This is a genomic window from Psychrobacillus sp. FSL H8-0487, from assembly GCF_038008385.1.
GTDB lineage: Bacteria > Bacillota > Bacilli > Bacillales_A > Planococcaceae > Psychrobacillus > Psychrobacillus psychrotolerans.
Window position 1 is genome coordinate 784,614 of the sequence record NZ_JBBOZA010000001.1, and the last position, 17,154, is coordinate 801,767.

Genomic DNA, 17,154 nt, shown 5'->3' on the forward strand with positions numbered 1-17,154 from the left:
ATAAAAAATATTGAATAATTTTAGATATTCATACATATGGTTTACAGAAGTCATAATCACTGGTCGATAATTCGTTCAAAAGCAATTGGCTTACCGCCAGTTACCTAAATGAAGCGAATGTGACGTAAACCTATATTTATATTCCACCTCGGAATTTTTAGGCAATCGTACATTTCCTTTTTTTGGATGCGTGTGATCGGCTATAAAACTGGAGGTTATTTGTCGTGGAAAACTTAAAAATGAAGAACACACAGTTAACGTATGGAGCTTTTCGTGGACCTAAATATCTATTAACAGGCCCAACGGGTTCTGGAAAAACAACATTTGTATCAAAGCTTGTTAATCCAAAGGCAGTCTCAATTATCACTCAAATGGTCGGTCAGGGCAGTTCTACTCTAAAGCCTAAAACATTTGTGATTTCTGCGGAAGTAGATTTTGAAAACTGTATAAGAATATGTGCAAAGCCGAATAGTCAGCCATTGAACCGCCATGACTATGATGAAGTTATTATGGAAACCTTTAGCTTGTTGGCAAAGCAGGCAGCAAAAGAAAATGTGAGAGTTGTTGAAACTGCTGAAAACCTTCTTATGAAAGGTTTTATAAAAGGAGAGAACTATGTGTCTTTCCTCGGTTTGTTGGAGGATGAAGGTTATGAGTGGATACAAGAAACAGCAGCTATTATTGATGAAGTCCAACGTGACGAATTGCGAGATTTATATGATGTTGCCCACGCTCGATTAGAAGATCCTGAATCTAAGAAGGCGAAGAGTAAAAGCATGGATTCTATTGATGCGAAGCTAGTAGACGTCTTTTGTGATTATTTGGACGGGACGGTCCATCAATTTTCTGGTAAAGATATTGGCTATAAATTAGCTGAACAATATAACAAGATTAATAATTTATTTACGACACTTGCGCAAGACTTTTTTGATAGTTCCGATGTTACACAAGATGGGTATTATACGATTGATTTCCCTTTATCTAACTTTATGGATGAGGAAAAGATTGAAAAAAGAAATGCCTTTTTCAGTAATAACGCTAATGAAGAAAATGTTTCAATAGAAGTGTTATATGAAGATATCATTGTATATGTTGGTATTAACATGGGGCTTGTTAAGGGCTTAGGATCAACCGCAGAGCAGTTTCATAACCGTAATGGGTTTATGGAGTTTGGCTTAATCGATACAATGGGTGCTTTTCATAAATATGGAGATAAGCAAGATGTGAAACACTACTTTGAGCAGTTAACTCGTGAGAATGATTATGACGGTGTTGTCCTGTTGACTCCCCTTTATTTAGGTGCAAATGAAAAAAAATTTTTGCAATTATCAAGTGACTTCTTTAGACAATTCCCATTTCATTTAGATGTCATTATGATTAGTAATAAAGTAGATATGGTTATTGATCAGTTTAAAAAGGAGTGGGCTAGCAAGAACATGGCCAATGACCCATTCAGTGATTTAGGAGGTTTTGGTGGTGAGGTAGAACCTAATTTAGATGACTTAAAAGAACACATAGACCATACGATAAAGCTGGTAGAACAGGAGGTTATATCAAATATTAATGATGAGGGGAATGGGCGTGCTAGTGTGTTGGCGCATTATGCAACCTCGTTTGTTGAAAATAGAATTGATCCTTTAGGTCTAACCCAATTAAAAAGTCTACCTCAAACGATAATAGAAATGATGAAGCGTTTTGGGCGGGCGAAAAAGTCATCGCATAAAATTAAAATAGAATTCGACCCAACCTACGGTTCTGACATTGGCATCCGTATTAATTCACCTTCTCTAGAGAGTGGAATGCAAAAGGTGTTAGATCCAGTTATGTTTCATAATATTATGCAGAACTGTAGAGCCAATGTTGGAAAAATCCCACACGGAAATAGCTTTAATGCTTTAATATTACGGTTATCATCTGGAGAAGGCCATCATGTGATATTGGATCAAAGGTTTGTAAATGTACATTCGTTTGATGTTAACTTTCCAGGAACTATTAAAAACTCAATTACAAAAAGTAAAGACGATTTAAAAAACATTCTTCGTCAATGCATTAAATTTGAAGGAGTGATAAATCTGACTCCTGATGTAGAGAAAGCACTATTTTTAAGGTTTCTTTCTCGGATAAACACTAAAAATATAACGGCATCGCTAGTTTATGAACAAACTTTTAGACCGGTACTGACTAAACCGTATTATGCATTTGGAGCAAAATTTCAATCGTATATTAATAATGTTAAAGTAAAACTTACAAATGCTAATCAGTGTTCTTGGTATGTATTAGCAGTAGAAAAAGAGGTACACAGAGCATTTAAATCGATGCTTGATACTGATGTATTGTATAAAAAGTAGAATGATATTAAGAGGGTGATTCTAAAAGGGATCATTCTTTTGTATATAAATGTAAGAAGCTCTTACACTTCATTCCTGAATAACTAATTATATTGTAAGTCTAAAGTCCATCCATCCAATCAAGAAACTCCTTCACGACTTTGCATGAAAAATGCGTCCCAGTTTCAGAAAATAAAGGTCTTGAGCAGCTTTTTATGAAATTACCACTGATTTTAGCTCGTTGATTATATTATTAGGTAATTTTTGAACCTTTGATTCTACTTGAAATTGGAAAGCGATTGAAGTAAAAAGGTCTTTTATTTCCTCATTACTATTTATTTTATATAACATTCAATTAAGTTTAAGTTTTCTATTTTACTTTCCTTTATAAAATGTAATGTTGTATTTCTCTTTAGAAGAAATTCAAACTCTCCGGGTCTACAACTAATGAAATTAACATAAAACCCATTTGTTCCTTTAGGGACATATATTTTTAAACGATATTTGTAATTGAAAACATGAGCAGGTGAATTATTTAACAGGGAAGTACTCATATATCCTTTCTCGATAAATTTTCTTTTCTTTTTAAATGGGTTAAAATTAATCGTTCTGTATACTATAATGTTTTCATTAACTCTATGTCCTTGGAGGAATTGATCCAAAGATTTTATTTCTCCGGAATTTATTTCTGTTGCTTCGGTTTCGTTTCTTAAGACTAGATTTAATGTAGGAGTATCTTCTTTGCAATATGTAGCTATTGTCTTCATAACTTCATTGTTAACTTCAGTGTTTTTATAATTTTGATTAGCCCACTGTTCAGCTTCATCTTCCTCGTTAAAATTTTTGAATGAAATTAGATTATGTTTTCTAGAAAAAAAACTCAATTCATCATCTCCTCCTGTAATAATAGGATATAGAAATTAATTTTATTTAGAACCTATATATACTATCAAAAAAGAAAAAGGAGACACTGTATTGGGCTCAATTGTACGCTCTTTTAGCGATTAACTAGAAATCGCTATTAAACAGTAATTAGTAATCATATATAAAAAAAGGAAAGCAGTCGAATTAAAACCTGAATTTCACGTCGCCGTTGAAGAAACAATTCAGAATTGTCTTGTACACAGGGACCTTTAAAAACGCTTCCCTGTGTTAGAAACAATTCTACATTATTCTGACAACTCAATAAAATGCATTATTTAATAAGTAAGCACCAAATAACGTCGACCTGACTAGTGGGTAGGCGTTATTTAGTGTTAAAAAACATCCCTGTGTTGGAAAGAATTCTACACTATTCTGACAATTAGCTGGAATTCATGTGACTTTATAGAAAACCTTGCAGAGTATAAACAGTTAACCCGAAAAAACGAGGGTTTAACCATTCTTAACCATCGCAGTTATTGACTAGTAGAAGAGGAAAAAGCCTTGCAAAAACTTTTCTTTACAAGGCACTATTAAATTATCTTTAGTTTAATATGTTTTTTAATTTAGGAATATAATAATTCTCTATATATTGGGAATCTAAATCTACATAAAGGCGACCATCACTTAATAACCAAAAAAGTTCCCCGCCATTAGTCATTGATACCGGATTTCCAACTGCTATTGCATTAGTTGGCTTCGTGCGTTTGTAAACTTCAGGCCCGTCTTCAGTAAGGTGAGTGTCATTGGAAAGTTGAAAGTACTTATCTTCTCTTGTGTTAAAAAGAAAACTTGGTCCAGAACTATAAATATGTTGTACATTAGAAATAGACGATACTCGCATGAAACCAATATTTGTTTTCATTGCTAGAAAGTCACCGTCGACAATTAACCTGTTATTAGAAACAAATACGTCATTGTCACCTGTAAGGAAAGCATACATGTCGGAATCATTAACTGCAATTTGTGTTACAACTTGTGCAAATGGTAATTTCACAAGTTCATCTTGCTGATCTGCCCATTGGTTTAGTTGTCCTATACTTTGCACGGATCCATCTTTTTGTAACACAAACAGTACTTTGGAGCCTGCCTCAATTTGTTTTACATTAGAGGGTGTAAGTTTCTTTATCGGAGAATCTTCATTTGTACCAAGCTTCAGAAAGTCATTTCTATCATAAATATATAACTCACCGGATTTCGTCAAAGCGGCAACAAATGCCCCACCAGATGCAATGGTTTCAATGTTGCTCAAGGACTTAATCTGTTTAGCCCCAGTATATTCATCATTTATTTCCCATACAGTACCATCTTTCTTCAGGATATATCCATTTTCCAATTCCTTCACATTTTTCGACAATTGAGTATACGTTTTTATATAACGATCTACTCCTGTTTCAATTCCAGAATTCCATTTAATAACATTACCGCTTATTGATAAAGCTGCTATTAGAAACTCTTGCTTTTGAGCGTCAAATCCTATAGACAATGGTATTTCTGGCAAAGAATTATCCATTTGATAGGACGGTTCTAATACTCTTGCAAGAAATACCGCAAAGTGAATGCGTGTTAATGGAATGTTGGGTTTAAATGATCCGTCATTGTAACCTGTTGTAATATTATTTGACGCTAAAATAGATATAAAAGCAGCTTGGGGGTTGGTAACTGGAACATCTCTAAATGTTTTGTTATATTGCTTCTTTAGAGAAAATGCATTGACTATTATTTTAGCCATTTGAGCGCGTGTCAGAACTGCATTTGACTCAAAAATAGCATTCCCGTTTTTATCCGTCTTTCCACTAATAATCCCCAACTCAAGTGCACTCGCAATATATGCATAACCGACATCACTTTCCCCTACATCCGAAAAATTAGGATTTTTTACATTTGTATAATCGACTTCAAGCGAGCGCATTAACATAGAAACGGCTTCCAATCTCGTAATTTGGTCATTTGGTCTAAATTCCCCTTGTTCTTGTACAATCCCTTCATCAACTAAAAACTGAATTTCCTCTTTGTACTCCTTCACATCAGTAAATGCGGCATTTGCTATTCCAGGTAAACAAAAAATCGAGAAGAAAATCAAACATAGAATTTTTTTCATAATGAGCCCCTTTAATCATTATTTTGATAATTGCAGTTTATTAGTTGAAGATTTTATTAAGACTAATGATGTGCACTTCCTATAACATTATTAATGGAAGAAGATAGATAAATATTAATCATTTCATGTATATGTTAGAAACTCAATAAACATGTCCAATAGATTTAGGGATAAAAAAGCATCCCTGTAAGACAGCGTCCCTGTGTCATCCACAATTTTGGGGGCAATTGAGTCTGACGCAGGGACGCTGGAAACGACCGAGGAGCTAGAGAGTTACTACATATTCAAAGAGTGAAAAGTTCGCCGTGGGATTAATAGTGGGTACTTACGAGACTAAGTTATCATACTCACCTCCCATGTGAAATCTTACTCTAAATACTATGTGTTTTTCTATGCAATTCTCTGCTTCGTCATTTTGCATTTCAATGTACAGTTATTATGCAATACACATATGTTCATGCAAACCTACATAAATCAAATACTTTTCATAATTGTTTCTTACACAGGGACAAAAAAAGGGAACAAAAACAAAACGAAAAATAGCAGCAACTGTTACTCATTCCTCATGTTCCTGAAAGAATTCAAATAACTTTTGTTTGCATAATTCTTCAAAAACACCTACAAAATAGCCAGCGATATTATAGATTTTTTTCTTTTGCGTAGCACGTAAAGCAATCGTCAGTGCTTGGTAACCAACATCTTCATAAAACTTCTGTTCTAGAGGGAGTAGCTGAATGCTACGGTAAGTAAGACTTCGATATACTCCGTACAAACGGCTTACGAGTTGCTGATCTGCTCCCAGCACAGCAAAAACTGTAGATTTGAACTGCTGATAGAACGAAGAATTTTTATTTTCATGAAAGAATCCACAGGATTTACAGAGTAGACGTTTTCTGTAGAATACGTATTATATAATAATTCTTTTTTAGAGATTAAAGAGATATCGGTTTCTTTTTCCGGAATGATAGTAGCAGCCCTTTGTAAGACAAGGTTTTCCTGCTCCCCACGAGTGATCAAACACGACTGGTCATAGTAAGGTAAAATGACTAAAATATTGCATAGCCTTTAGAAACTCTTCGAATGGTCGGAACCTTTTTGATGATCAACAGTTTTTCTAACTTACGCAAAGATCTTCTAACCGTAGCCTCCGATTTATCCGTAGCATAGCAAATCGTCGACACCTTCAAATGAGAAGCACCAGGAAACTTACATGCATATTGCGCTACCAGCGAAAGCAATGCACGGTCCGTCTCATTCATCTCCCCATAATTTACAAGTGTATGTTTTTCCACATGCTGATCCATTTCTGCTACTGTTTTAAAAGATTGATAAGCAGTAAGATAACTAGTCATCTGTACCTTCCTCCCATTTAAATAATGATAAGTCGCTGTCATTAGTTAAATAGTAGTATTTTGGAAGAAAGGATACATAAAGCAGTAAGAAAATCGCGCCCCTGCTTATCATACCGATTATAATTTAGCACCACTCCTGTATAATGAATTTACGTAATATTTCATTAATTTATTAAAGGAATCAAGACATTTAATTGCACTTTAATGGTTCACTTAGTTCTTGGTTAGTTTAATGTTGTAAATAAGACGCTACCTCAGGTAGGGATGTTTAATTAGATTATTATTCCTTAAAGAGCGACAACTATTTTTGCAACAGGTGCTATAGGAACAATAATTACAAAAGGATGCTCTTTAATAAGGAGTAGAGTGGGGGATATTATGTTAGAAAAGTTAGCTCAAGAGATTGCCAATACGACAAGTCAGGTTATTGGTCATGATGTACTAATTACTGATCAGCACGGAATTGTTCTTGGTTCAAGTGATCTCACAAGGATAGGTACATTACACCAAGCTTCTCTCGGTGCTATTTTCCGCCGAAAAGAAATGACTCATAGTGAAACTGTATCAAGGAAGATGAAGGGCGTTAAAGCAGGAATGACCATACCGATTGAATTGTTTGGGGACTATGTGGGAACGGTTGGGATTACAGGGGAACCTTCTGAAGTAGAAAAGTTTGGGATGTTAGCAAAAAAATACGCGGAAATACTATTACGAGAAGAAATCTCTAATAAGTCTTCTCTCTTGCGTGAGAGAGCACTGCAGAGTCTAGTTCAGGAAATTTCTATATTTAATTCCATACATAATGATGAAATGTTATTACAAGCTCGAGGTAGAGAATTGGGATATGACTTGAAGCGAACACGCATCGCCATTGTTATTGATTTTACTCAATTCAACCATATGCCAAATGAAAACCATCAACAGTTGTTAAAAATGGGGTCACCAGAGTTACATTTAGACTTTTTAAAGATAGAGCCTAGAGTAAAAAAAGTTTTTTCTAGTAGTGAAGATATTACAATTTCCTTGGGATCAGACAAATACGTTGTTCTCCATATATTAGATAATAAAATTAATGAAAGTGAAGTTTATACAAATGTAAAAAATAAGTGTAATGGACTCATCTTAAGTTTAAAAGAGTTAGAGGTTTACGCATCCATTGGTATTGGCACAATCGGGTATGATTTAAACGGTATAAATGCATCATATCATGCCGCTTGGAGAGCAATTCGAATTGGTAAAAAAGTGGATAATTCTCCTGAGGTTTTTAATATAAAGGATTTTATCTTGGAAGAATTATTATCCTATATTCACGAAAACAATGCTCGTCGTTTCATAGATGAAACGCTTATCGAGTTGAAGAAATCACCAGATTACGATGAACTATCTCGTACTATTCTAGTATGGTGTGAATCCAGCTTAAGTCCAATTAATTCTGCTGAAAAATTGAATATCCACCGTAATACTCTTTTCTATCGATTGACTAAAATCGAACAGATAACAGGAGCTAATCTAAGGGATTTCAGAAAAGTACTGCCATTTTATATAGCCTTGAAGATAACACAAATCAACGATTCTGAAATGGAAGAAATTTAGAATGTGCTCTGCGCACAAAAAAACAATGTTTTTTAATGGAATATTTAGTCTCTAAACATAATGCATATAACCACTTTACAATATAAGATACTTATATAAACAAAATTCAGAAAATTAAAAATGGTGGTGGGTTGTATTTGGAAATTTTAGATTGGTTGATTGTTATTGGTTATTTTGCCTTGATTGGTTTGATTGGATATCAAACAAGCAGGCGTATAAAAAATGTAAAAGACTATAATGTTGCAGGAGAGAAAGTTACATGGACCGTACTTTTTGCAAGTTTGTCGGCTTCCGTATTAGGAGGAGGAGCCTCGACTGGTATGGCGGGAAATGTTTATAACGATGGATATGTCTTTATGTTTGCCTTTTTTGCCTATGGGATTGCTAGCATTTTAGTTGGTTATTTTATTGCTCCCCGGTTAAAAGCTTATAAGGGAGCACAAACCGTAGGAGATATTATGGAAAGGCACTACGGGAAGTCAGCGAAATTAATAACGGGAATTCTCTCGGTAGGATTATGTACGGGAATTTTAGGTGGGCAAGCGTTAGCGTTAGGTACAATGTTTAATGTGATTTTAGGTATTCCACCCGTTGTAGGTATTCTCATCGGTATGGGATCTGTCATTGTCTACACGGCTTTTGGCGGAATAATGGCAGTTATACATACGGATAATCTTCAATTTATCCTGCTGGGTGTCATATTACCGCTTACACTAATCATCGGGCTGTTTTCGGTGGGAGGAACGGATATATTAGTTGCAAATATCCCTGATCTACATTTTACGTTGTTCGGAAATTGGGAGATAGCTACGTTTATTGGATTATTCGTTACTTTTCTTTTAGGGGAAGCTCTGATTCCACCGTATACACAACGAGTTTTTTCAGCTAAAGATTCTAAAACAGCTAGAAAAGGGTATATAATCTCTGGTTTCTTTTCCTTTGGATTCTTCTTCATCACAGCGTCTTTAGGCTTAATCGCTTTTGTATTATTCCCTGGGATTCAATCAGACCAGGCTTTGCCAACTATTGTAAAAGAACTTTTACCAGTTGGTGTTCTGGGACTAGCGATAGCTGCATTAATGGCCGTCATTATGTCTACGGCAAGTTCGTTTTTAAACTCAACGACCGTTTCTTTTATGCGCGATATCTATCCTTTTATTACGAGAAAAAAACAATCAGATAAACACGAATTATTTACAGGAAGAGTATTGACCATAATTGTCGGCATTGCTGCTTTGATTTTTGCTTTAAATGTCCCGAGTATCATAGCGGCATTGGAATATTCTTATTATCTTTGGGCACCGACCATTGTATTCCCGTTGGTGATGGGAATTATGCGGAAAATTCATAATCCAAAAGCTGGTATATATTCAATCATTGTAGGAATGGCTATCACTCTAATTTGGACTTTTCCCTTACAAGAACCTTTTGGTTTATCGGGGGTTCTCCCTGGATTTATAGCGAATATCATTACCTATATGACCATTTATCTATTAACAAAAAACAATAATGTAGTAGATTTAACAAATACAGTAGATAAGGGGATGCTCATGAATGATATTGTATAGTTTTTTACTCTACTTCATACCAGTTTTACTGATAATAGTTACCCTTATTACGGGTTACGTATGCACAAAACAATATATAAATGATGTCATTAAGAAATAGCAAGTGTGGGGAGTAATAGAAGAATCGTTAGATAGAAAATGTAGAAGGAGGAATAGTATGAAAAGAACGGTAGCAGTTTTAGGTGGAGGAAATGGTGGGCATACGTTAGCCGCAGATTTAAGTTTGGCAGGACATACAGTTCATTTATTTGAAATGGAAAAATTCAGTTACGCAATGAAAGGCGTTTTTGAATCGAAACGCATTGAATGTCTTGGTGATGTCTTAAATGGAACTGCAGAAATAGCTATGGTAACAAATGATATTGACCAGGCATTAGACGGTGCAGAGATTATCCTTATCGCTGTCCCTGCTTTTGCACATAGAGATTATGCAAAGCTTTTAGCAAATAAAGTGAAAGCAGACCAATTAGTCGTTCTTTTACCCGGGACGCTTGGATCGTTAGAATTCGCAAAGATTTGGGGAGATTTAGGGGTAAATAGCGACGTGGTGTTAGCGGAGTCAGATACCCTTCCATACGCAACAAGACTAGAGGGTGCTGGAAGAGTTCGAGTTAACGTAAAGATTAAAGTCCAAATAGGTGTGTTTCCTTCCATTCATACGGATTGGGCAGTGGCGTTACTCAATGATATCTTGAATATCGTACCTGTAAGTAATATCCTTGAGGCAGGGCTAAGTAGTATGAATCCAATTGACCATCCTCCAGGAACGATTTTAAATGCCGGTCGCATTGAGCGTTCCAATGGAGAATTTTATATTTATGAAGAAGGAATGACTCCATCGGTTATTCGAGTTATGGAACAACTGGATGAGGAAAGATTAAATATAGGTCAACAGTTCGGTTTGAATCTGATGACGATTGCGGAGCTTCTACATACTTCAGGGTATGGCCCGAAAGGCACTACCGGGGAGGTATTAAACGGTAGCCAAAGTTTGACACCGATTAAAGGACCCACTTCTTTAAATTCACGTTACTTATCTGAAGATATTCCTTTTGGATTGCGAACATTTGCATCTATCGCAAGTCATATTGGCTTAGAAACACCAGTCATGGATTCATTAATCACTTTAGGAGAAATTCTTGTAGGGGAATCCCTTCAATCAGATGAAAGAACAATCAAAGAACTAGGTATCAGCGAGCTTAGTAGCGAAGAAATTATAGAATTTATCCGAACAGGAAAGCGTAAAGTGGTTGTGTAAGTGATTAACAAACATTAGCATGCGAGGTAAAAGTTAAAATAAGCACATCAATAAAATCCCTGAAAACTTACTATTAGTAAAGTTTTCAGGGATTTTTATGAGATTCAATTACAGTGTTTCCGTACCGGCGGAGGAACATTAAGGATGTTGAAAAGAAAAAAAGTACCTAAATCATTATAATTAAAACCGACCTATTGAGTTATAGACATGCTTTAAAAGCATAGTATAGCTATATTGAAAATAGGGGGTAAATTCATTGTCTAATGCTTATATAGACATATTGGCATACTTTGGAATTGGCGGTGCCCATCCTGGAGGCTTTAGTCTAACCCAATCTATATTGGAAGCTGAAAATATACCACCAACCCATTCTGTATTGGATATAGGTTGTGGAACAGGGCAAACGGCAGCTTTCTTAGCCGAAAGATTTAATAGTCAGGTGACAGCGATTGATAAGCATCCCGTTATGGTAGAAAAAGCAAGACAACGATTTAAAAATAATAAGTCATCCGTCCATGTGATGGAAGGAGATATACAAAATATGGAATTTGTAGATAATTCCTTCGACTTAGTTATAGCCGAGTCTGTTATTGTTTTTACGGATATATCGAAGACGTTAAATGAACTTTCTAGGGTTTTGAAAAGTGACGGGACTTTAATTATGATTGAAATGGTAGCGGAGCAATACCTATCAGAAGAAAAACAACAAAAAGCATGTAGTCTTTACGGTATCAATGAAATATTAGATAAAGATGAATGGATATTGCGTTTACATCAAGCTGGGTTTACTCAAGTTGAAATAATGAGGACGCCATCTGTGCTTCTTCAAAGTGAAATTAACGACATCAATCCATCGGAAAACATAAAAATGGAACTCTTTGAGCTATGGGAGGAGCATAACGAGTTTATATTTCATAACCGGGATTTCATCGGGTATCGTGCCTTTAAATGTCGTAAAGCATAGTAGTAGTAGTAGTAGTAGTAGTAGTAGTAGTAGTTGACACGTTTCCCTGTGTAAAAAACTATTCTGACATTAAAAAGTTTGAACAATTTTTAAAAAAGATGTTTAATCCGTTTTAAGCGGGGTATATATTTAGTACAAGGCGGAACTACCGTAGGAAGGGACTGGTAAACGATGTGTTTACAAAAGACTTCGATGGATGATTTGCACAGCCTTGGCGGAAAATTTGCTTTACTGACGAAAGGTACGCTCGTCGGGAACCGATATATTTAGGTTCCGTTCCAACGTTTTTTACATGTAAGTGAAAGTTAAGTTTTTTGTGGAAGTGCACCTCAATGTCTAATAGTTTTTATTAGACACTCTTTACTGCACTGACGAGATGAAGTTTTAAATTGTCAGTTCCGGTTTATCCAAGCAACATAACAAATTTTCCGAGTGTATTCCCTGTTTAGGGAAAGAAGAAAGCGCAGTCCTTTTAGGATTGCGCTTTTTTCTTTTTTTATGAAGTTTATTATTCATTTTCCTTAAATACTTCTCCAGCAATTCCCATTGCATGAACTGCTTTTGGAAAGCCTACGTATCCGGTACAGTGGAGGATGATTTCGATAATTTCTTCTTTTGTTAGACCTACATTTAAGGCTGCTTGTAAGTGAACTCTTAGTTGATCGAAAGCACCTTGGGTGATCAGACTTGTGAGTGTGATTATTTCCCGTTGTGCGTGGGAAAGGGTGTTTCTCGAGTAGAGGTCGCCAAAGCCAAATGATACGATCATGTTCCATAGATCGGGTGAAATATCTTTGATGCCTGCCATGCCATTCCGTACTTCTTGCGAAAATAGTTCTTCCATTGCATTTATACCGGCCTCGTACCTTTTGTTGGTATCCATATTACTGCCTCCCCATTGTTGGTGGTATTTCGTTTTCATCTACTAATACTTCAATGACAATTGGTTTGTTTGTTTGTTCAATCTTATGTAATGCTTCGGCTATTTTATCGGTTAACTCATAAGGGTTCAGGCAGGTAAATGCTTCGAGCCCCATAGATTCCGCAAAGCGTGCTACATTCAGTGGAGTTTCATAGACACCACCGATAGATGTACCGATCATTTTTTGCATGCCTTTTTCCACCATATCTAAGCGTCCATTATTTAGCACGATGAATAACACCGCGGAGTTATAATTGAAAGCTGTTGAAAGTTCCGTGCCATGCATGAACATACATCCGTCTCCAACTAGACATACGATCTTTTCTTCCGGGGCAGCAAGTTTCGCGCCGATGGAATAGCCAATTCCGTTGCCCATTGCTCCGAATATATCATCAAAGAAGAACGTTCCTGGCTTATATATGTCAAAATATTTGATGCCATAAAAAGAGTGGCTCCCATCATCTCCGAAAACAATTGCATCGTGGGGAAGTGCATATCGCATCGAGCGCAATGCTTGGATAGCAGACATTCGTTCACCAGGGTTATTTTCCTGCAGCAATATATCATCGATTGGCTTTAAGAATGCTTCGCTATTTGTTTTTGGTATATCTTTTAATATTGCAGTCAGGTTTGCTTTTATATCCCCAAGTATAGGTGTAGTTGGCACCTGTATCGATTTACCTATAAAGGTTTGGTCATAATCGAAGTGGATTAGATGCTCTGGATACATCGCTTCCGATAATCCAGCGATAGACATATCACTTAACTGCGAACCAATAACAAGCATTAGGTCCACTTTTTCTTTTACATATGCAGTTGCTTCGTCTGTACCACCTAGTCCGAATGCACCTAAGGATAGCCTATGGTTGGAAGGGAATGATCCTTTCCCACCGGGCGTGGTAATGACAGGGATATTCCAATGCTCAGCAAGATGCTGCACTTCTGAGTAGGCTTTACTAGAATGCACACCTTTTCCTAAAAAGAGAAGAGGACGCTTTGCTATATTTAGTTTATCTATTACATCGCTCGTTTTAGGAGAAATCATTGCATGCGATTCTGGTAAATCTAGCAAGAACGGTTCAATCTGTTCTAACAAAATATCAAATGCGATCGACAGATGTACAGGTCCTTTTACACCAGATACTGCTTTTTCTAGTGCATGCTGCAAGAATGGCTGTAGCATATCTCCTCGTTCGACCCGAGCGCTAAACTTCGTGACAGATTTGAACATGTCCACTAGGTCCGCACCAAATATACTAGAATCCTGACCCATTGCTTTTCCGGTATCCTTCATCGAAGGGTGTCCAGTAATGATTAATAAAGGGAGATTAGATGCTTTTGCCTGGCCAGCAGCCGTGAGTAAATTAGTACCACCTGGACCAGACGTACCAACTGCAACTCCAATTTTTTGATTCATCAAGGCATAGCCAGCAGCTTCAAACCCTGCAGCCGCTTCGTGTTTACTTAATACAAATTCCATATCATGATTTAATATCTCAAACAGTATAGGGGATATGGCCTTCCCGGGAATGCCGAAAATATGATGAATTCCCCAGTGCTTAAAATTTGCTACTAATACCGATGATGTTGTTTTCATGGTGTCATTCTCCCTTTAAGGTCATTATTGTTCTAAATAGATTCTCTCAATCTCGTCTACAGGAAGAGGTTTACTAAAGAAATATCCTTGCGAAATATCACATTGATGGGTTTTCAGGAATTCTAGCTGTTCCTTTGTTTCCACGCCTTCAGCAATTACCTCTTTATGAAGATTATGTGCTAAGGAGATAATCGCTTTGATAATGACAGCATCTTGTTCATTGTTCATAATTTCACTGACGAACGATTTATCGATTTTAATATAATCGATTGGAAAATTCTTTAGGTAATTAAGCGAACTATAACCAGTACCAAAGTCGTCAATACTAATGCCGATACCGAGTGCTTTCAACTGCTCCAATACGTGGATAGAGTATTCGTATTCCATCGCCATATACTCCGTAATTTCCACGACCACATAAGCCGGATTGATACCTGTTCGTTCCAGTACCTCTTCCATATAAGTAATGAGATTTCTAGTTAGAAATTGTTGCGTCGATAAATTAACGGACACTTTTACAGGTGTCATTCCAGCATCTTGCCACTTTTTGTTTTGCGTACAGGCCTCATCAATGACCCATTCTCCAATTTGAGTGATCATCCCGTTTTCTTCTGCAAGTTTGATAAACTTATCTGGAGGTATCTGCCCAAGCGTTGGATGTTGCCAGCGTATTAATGCTTCAAACCCAATCAATTGACCAGTTTCGTTATTAATCTGAGGTTGATAATGGAGAACGAACTCATTTTTCTCCAGTGCTCTTCTTAAATCTATCTCGAGCATATAATCGTCCAACATGGCATCTAATAATTCAGATGTATGCACGACATAGCGATTTTTCCCTTGCGATTTTGCCTGATACATTGCATTATCCGCATAGACCATCAGCTGTTCCATTGTAATAGGATAGTCGGGATATATAGCAACTCCAATACTAGCAGTTGTATATAATTCCTTGCCGTCCACAAGAAATGGTTGTAGCAAGAGTTGAAGTATCTCTTCCGCTTTTGCTGTGACATAGTCTGTATCCGTAAAATCTTGCAATAGGAAAATAAATTCATCGCCGCCCATTCGTGCCAGCATCTCATTTTCTGCTAGGCAACCACTTAAACGAGTACTTACCTCGATTAATAACTTATCGCCGTAGGAATGGCTAAAGTTGTCATTAATGATTTTAAAACGATCCAAGTCGATATATAGGAGTGCTAAGGTCTTGTGATGACCTGTACTTAGTTCCTTAATAATGGATTCTATTTCCTTATTCATATATCGTCTGTTTGGCAGATTTGTTAAATCATCGTGAAAGGCTAAATAATTATATTGTTCCTGCAATGTGTATCGATCTGAAATGTCTCTAAACTGACCAAAGGCACCAATCATTTTGTCATCCTCATAAATGGGTTGTGCATCGAATAGGCAAACTACTAGGTTACCTGCATCATCTTCAAATTTTATTTCTTCATTTTTAAATATTTTTCCACTTTCCAATACTTCTTTGAAATACCTTCCAGTTAAATGCGATTCTAAAATATTTTTTCCCACTACTGATTCTCTACTGTTCTTTGAAATCATTTGAGCGAAATTATTAAACTCGGTTGTAATTCCTTTTTCATCCGTAATAACAATGCCGTTTCTAGTTCTACTTAACATAATCTGGTTCATAATATTAAGTTTCTTGTTTTGTTTTCTCAACAAGAGTTCTCTTTCGATCGAGTCAACAGACTGGGCGAGCATTGATAAAAACAGCTCATTTTGAAACTGGATAGGCATCATGATACACACGCTACCGAGCAAGTCATTGTCATCTGTATAGTTGAATGTAGTACCGTAGCAAGCTATTTCTTGAAGAAAGGTATGATAATGTTGTTCGCCTATCAGACTAATCGGATGTCTTTGCTGCAATGTCAGGCTAATAACATTCGTACCCGTCTCTTCTTGGATGAACAGGCTACCAGGTTTAATACCGAATTGTTCAATAGTAGACTTGATCGTTTCGTCGCCTTCAATTTCAAGCAAATACCCTGCAGCATCCGAAACGACAACTAGTATCGGAGTGCCTTTTAAGGAATCCAGTAACTTGTTGGAGAAAAAGCTAACCACTGATAATATTTCACTATACGATTTTCGCTTCTGTTCAAAAGCCACTTCGCTTAAAAAAGTCTTTGGTCTAGATACCTCGTTTGGATCCATCCCTGCAACCTTGCAGATTCTCTTAGACTCTGTAATGTAGTATGGCTCTGTAGTATTCATATTCTCCTCCTATAAAAATCTCTTTCCTATGTATACCCTCTTTTCAGAAAGGTGCGTAGTTTTTGATATAAAATAACAAAAAAAAGAATCCGCTCCTACAAAGGTTAAGACTGCTACGAAATAACCTGTAGAAAGAATTCCTAATCATAAATACTTTACTCTAAAAAGGGATTAAATTCAACAAAATGTCCCTGTGTAACAAACAATTCTGACAATAACGGATTTCAATATGTGTCCCTAGAATTGTGTCCTACACAGGGAACAACGTACTAATACATTACGTTTCCTACTCTAAAACATAACG

Annotated in this window: 12 protein-coding genes; 5 read left to right on the forward strand and 7 right to left on the reverse strand. The window is 36.3% G+C overall.

Annotation, left to right across the window (positions count from 1 at the left end; genetic code table 11):
* The first annotated feature begins 224 nt into the window (after positions 1–224).
* Positions 225–2,348 (forward strand): hypothetical protein, encoded by a 2,124-nt coding sequence (locus MHI47_RS03780; protein WP_340829620.1) that lies wholly within the window; start codon positions 225–227, stop codon positions 2,346–2,348.
* Between the two features lie 314 nt (positions 2,349–2,662).
* Here MHI47_RS03780 and MHI47_RS03785 read toward each other — a convergent pair whose 3' ends face one another.
* The 4 genes from MHI47_RS03785 to MHI47_RS03800 all read right to left on the reverse strand — a co-directional run bounded on the left by MHI47_RS03785 (position 2,663) and on the right by MHI47_RS03800 (position 6,701).
* Positions 2,663–3,211, reverse strand: a complete 549-nt coding sequence (locus tag MHI47_RS03785) for an ADP-ribosyltransferase (protein WP_340829621.1) — start codon at positions 3,209–3,211, stop codon at positions 2,663–2,665.
* Positions 3,212–3,792: 581 nt separating this feature from the next.
* The gene (locus tag MHI47_RS03790) at positions 3,793–5,349 is read right to left on the reverse strand and encodes an S-layer homology domain-containing protein (RefSeq protein WP_340829623.1); all 1,557 of its coding nucleotides are present in this window, start codon (positions 5,347–5,349) and stop codon (positions 3,793–3,795) included.
* A gap of 556 nt (positions 5,350–5,905) precedes the next feature.
* Positions 5,906–6,154: a hypothetical protein gene (locus MHI47_RS03795; RefSeq protein WP_340829626.1), complete on the reverse strand. Its 249-nt coding sequence runs from the start codon at positions 6,152–6,154 to the stop codon at positions 5,906–5,908.
* Between the two features lie 241 nt (positions 6,155–6,395).
* Positions 6,396–6,701 (reverse strand): ArsR family transcriptional regulator, encoded by a 306-nt coding sequence (locus MHI47_RS03800; protein WP_340829628.1) that lies wholly within the window; start codon positions 6,699–6,701, stop codon positions 6,396–6,398.
* Positions 6,702–7,079: 378 nt separating this feature from the next.
* Between MHI47_RS03800 and MHI47_RS03805 the strand changes: the two genes are divergently transcribed.
* The 4 genes from MHI47_RS03805 to MHI47_RS03820 all read left to right on the forward strand — a co-directional run bounded on the left by MHI47_RS03805 (position 7,080) and on the right by MHI47_RS03820 (position 12,084).
* On the forward strand, positions 7,080–8,294 hold the full coding sequence (locus tag MHI47_RS03805; protein ID WP_340829631.1) for a CdaR family transcriptional regulator: 1,215 nt from the start codon (positions 7,080–7,082) through the stop codon (positions 8,292–8,294).
* Between the two features lie 137 nt (positions 8,295–8,431).
* Positions 8,432–9,862: a sodium:solute symporter family protein gene (locus tag MHI47_RS03810; protein WP_340768373.1), complete on the forward strand. Its 1,431-nt coding sequence runs from the start codon at positions 8,432–8,434 to the stop codon at positions 9,860–9,862.
* 157 nt (positions 9,863–10,019) lie between these two features.
* Positions 10,020–11,120 (forward strand): NAD/NADP octopine/nopaline dehydrogenase family protein, encoded by a 1,101-nt coding sequence (locus MHI47_RS03815; RefSeq protein WP_340829632.1) that lies wholly within the window; start codon positions 10,020–10,022, stop codon positions 11,118–11,120.
* 256 nt (positions 11,121–11,376) lie between these two features.
* Entirely contained in the window at positions 11,377–12,084 is a 708-nt protein-coding gene (locus tag MHI47_RS03820; RefSeq protein WP_340829634.1) for a class I SAM-dependent methyltransferase, read from the forward strand.
* 508 nt (positions 12,085–12,592) lie between these two features.
* On the opposite strand, the gene MHI47_RS03825 is transcribed toward MHI47_RS03820, so the two are convergent.
* Genes MHI47_RS03825 through MHI47_RS03835 form a run of 3 tightly spaced genes read right to left on the reverse strand, consistent with a single transcriptional unit; the run spans position 12,593 to position 16,850 of the window.
* Entirely contained in the window at positions 12,593–13,006 is a 414-nt protein-coding gene (locus MHI47_RS03825; protein ID WP_340829637.1) for a carboxymuconolactone decarboxylase family protein, read from the reverse strand.
* Positions 12,969–14,603, reverse strand: coding sequence for a thiamine pyrophosphate-binding protein (locus tag MHI47_RS03830; protein WP_340829639.1), 1,635 nt, complete (start codon positions 14,601–14,603; stop codon positions 12,969–12,971). Before MHI47_RS03830 ends, MHI47_RS03825 begins: the two co-directional genes overlap by 38 nt.
* 24 nt (positions 14,604–14,627) lie before the next feature.
* The gene (locus MHI47_RS03835) at positions 14,628–16,850 is read right to left on the reverse strand and encodes an EAL domain-containing protein (protein WP_340829641.1); all 2,223 of its coding nucleotides are present in this window, start codon (positions 16,848–16,850) and stop codon (positions 14,628–14,630) included.
* Positions 16,851–17,154 lie beyond the last annotated feature (304 nt).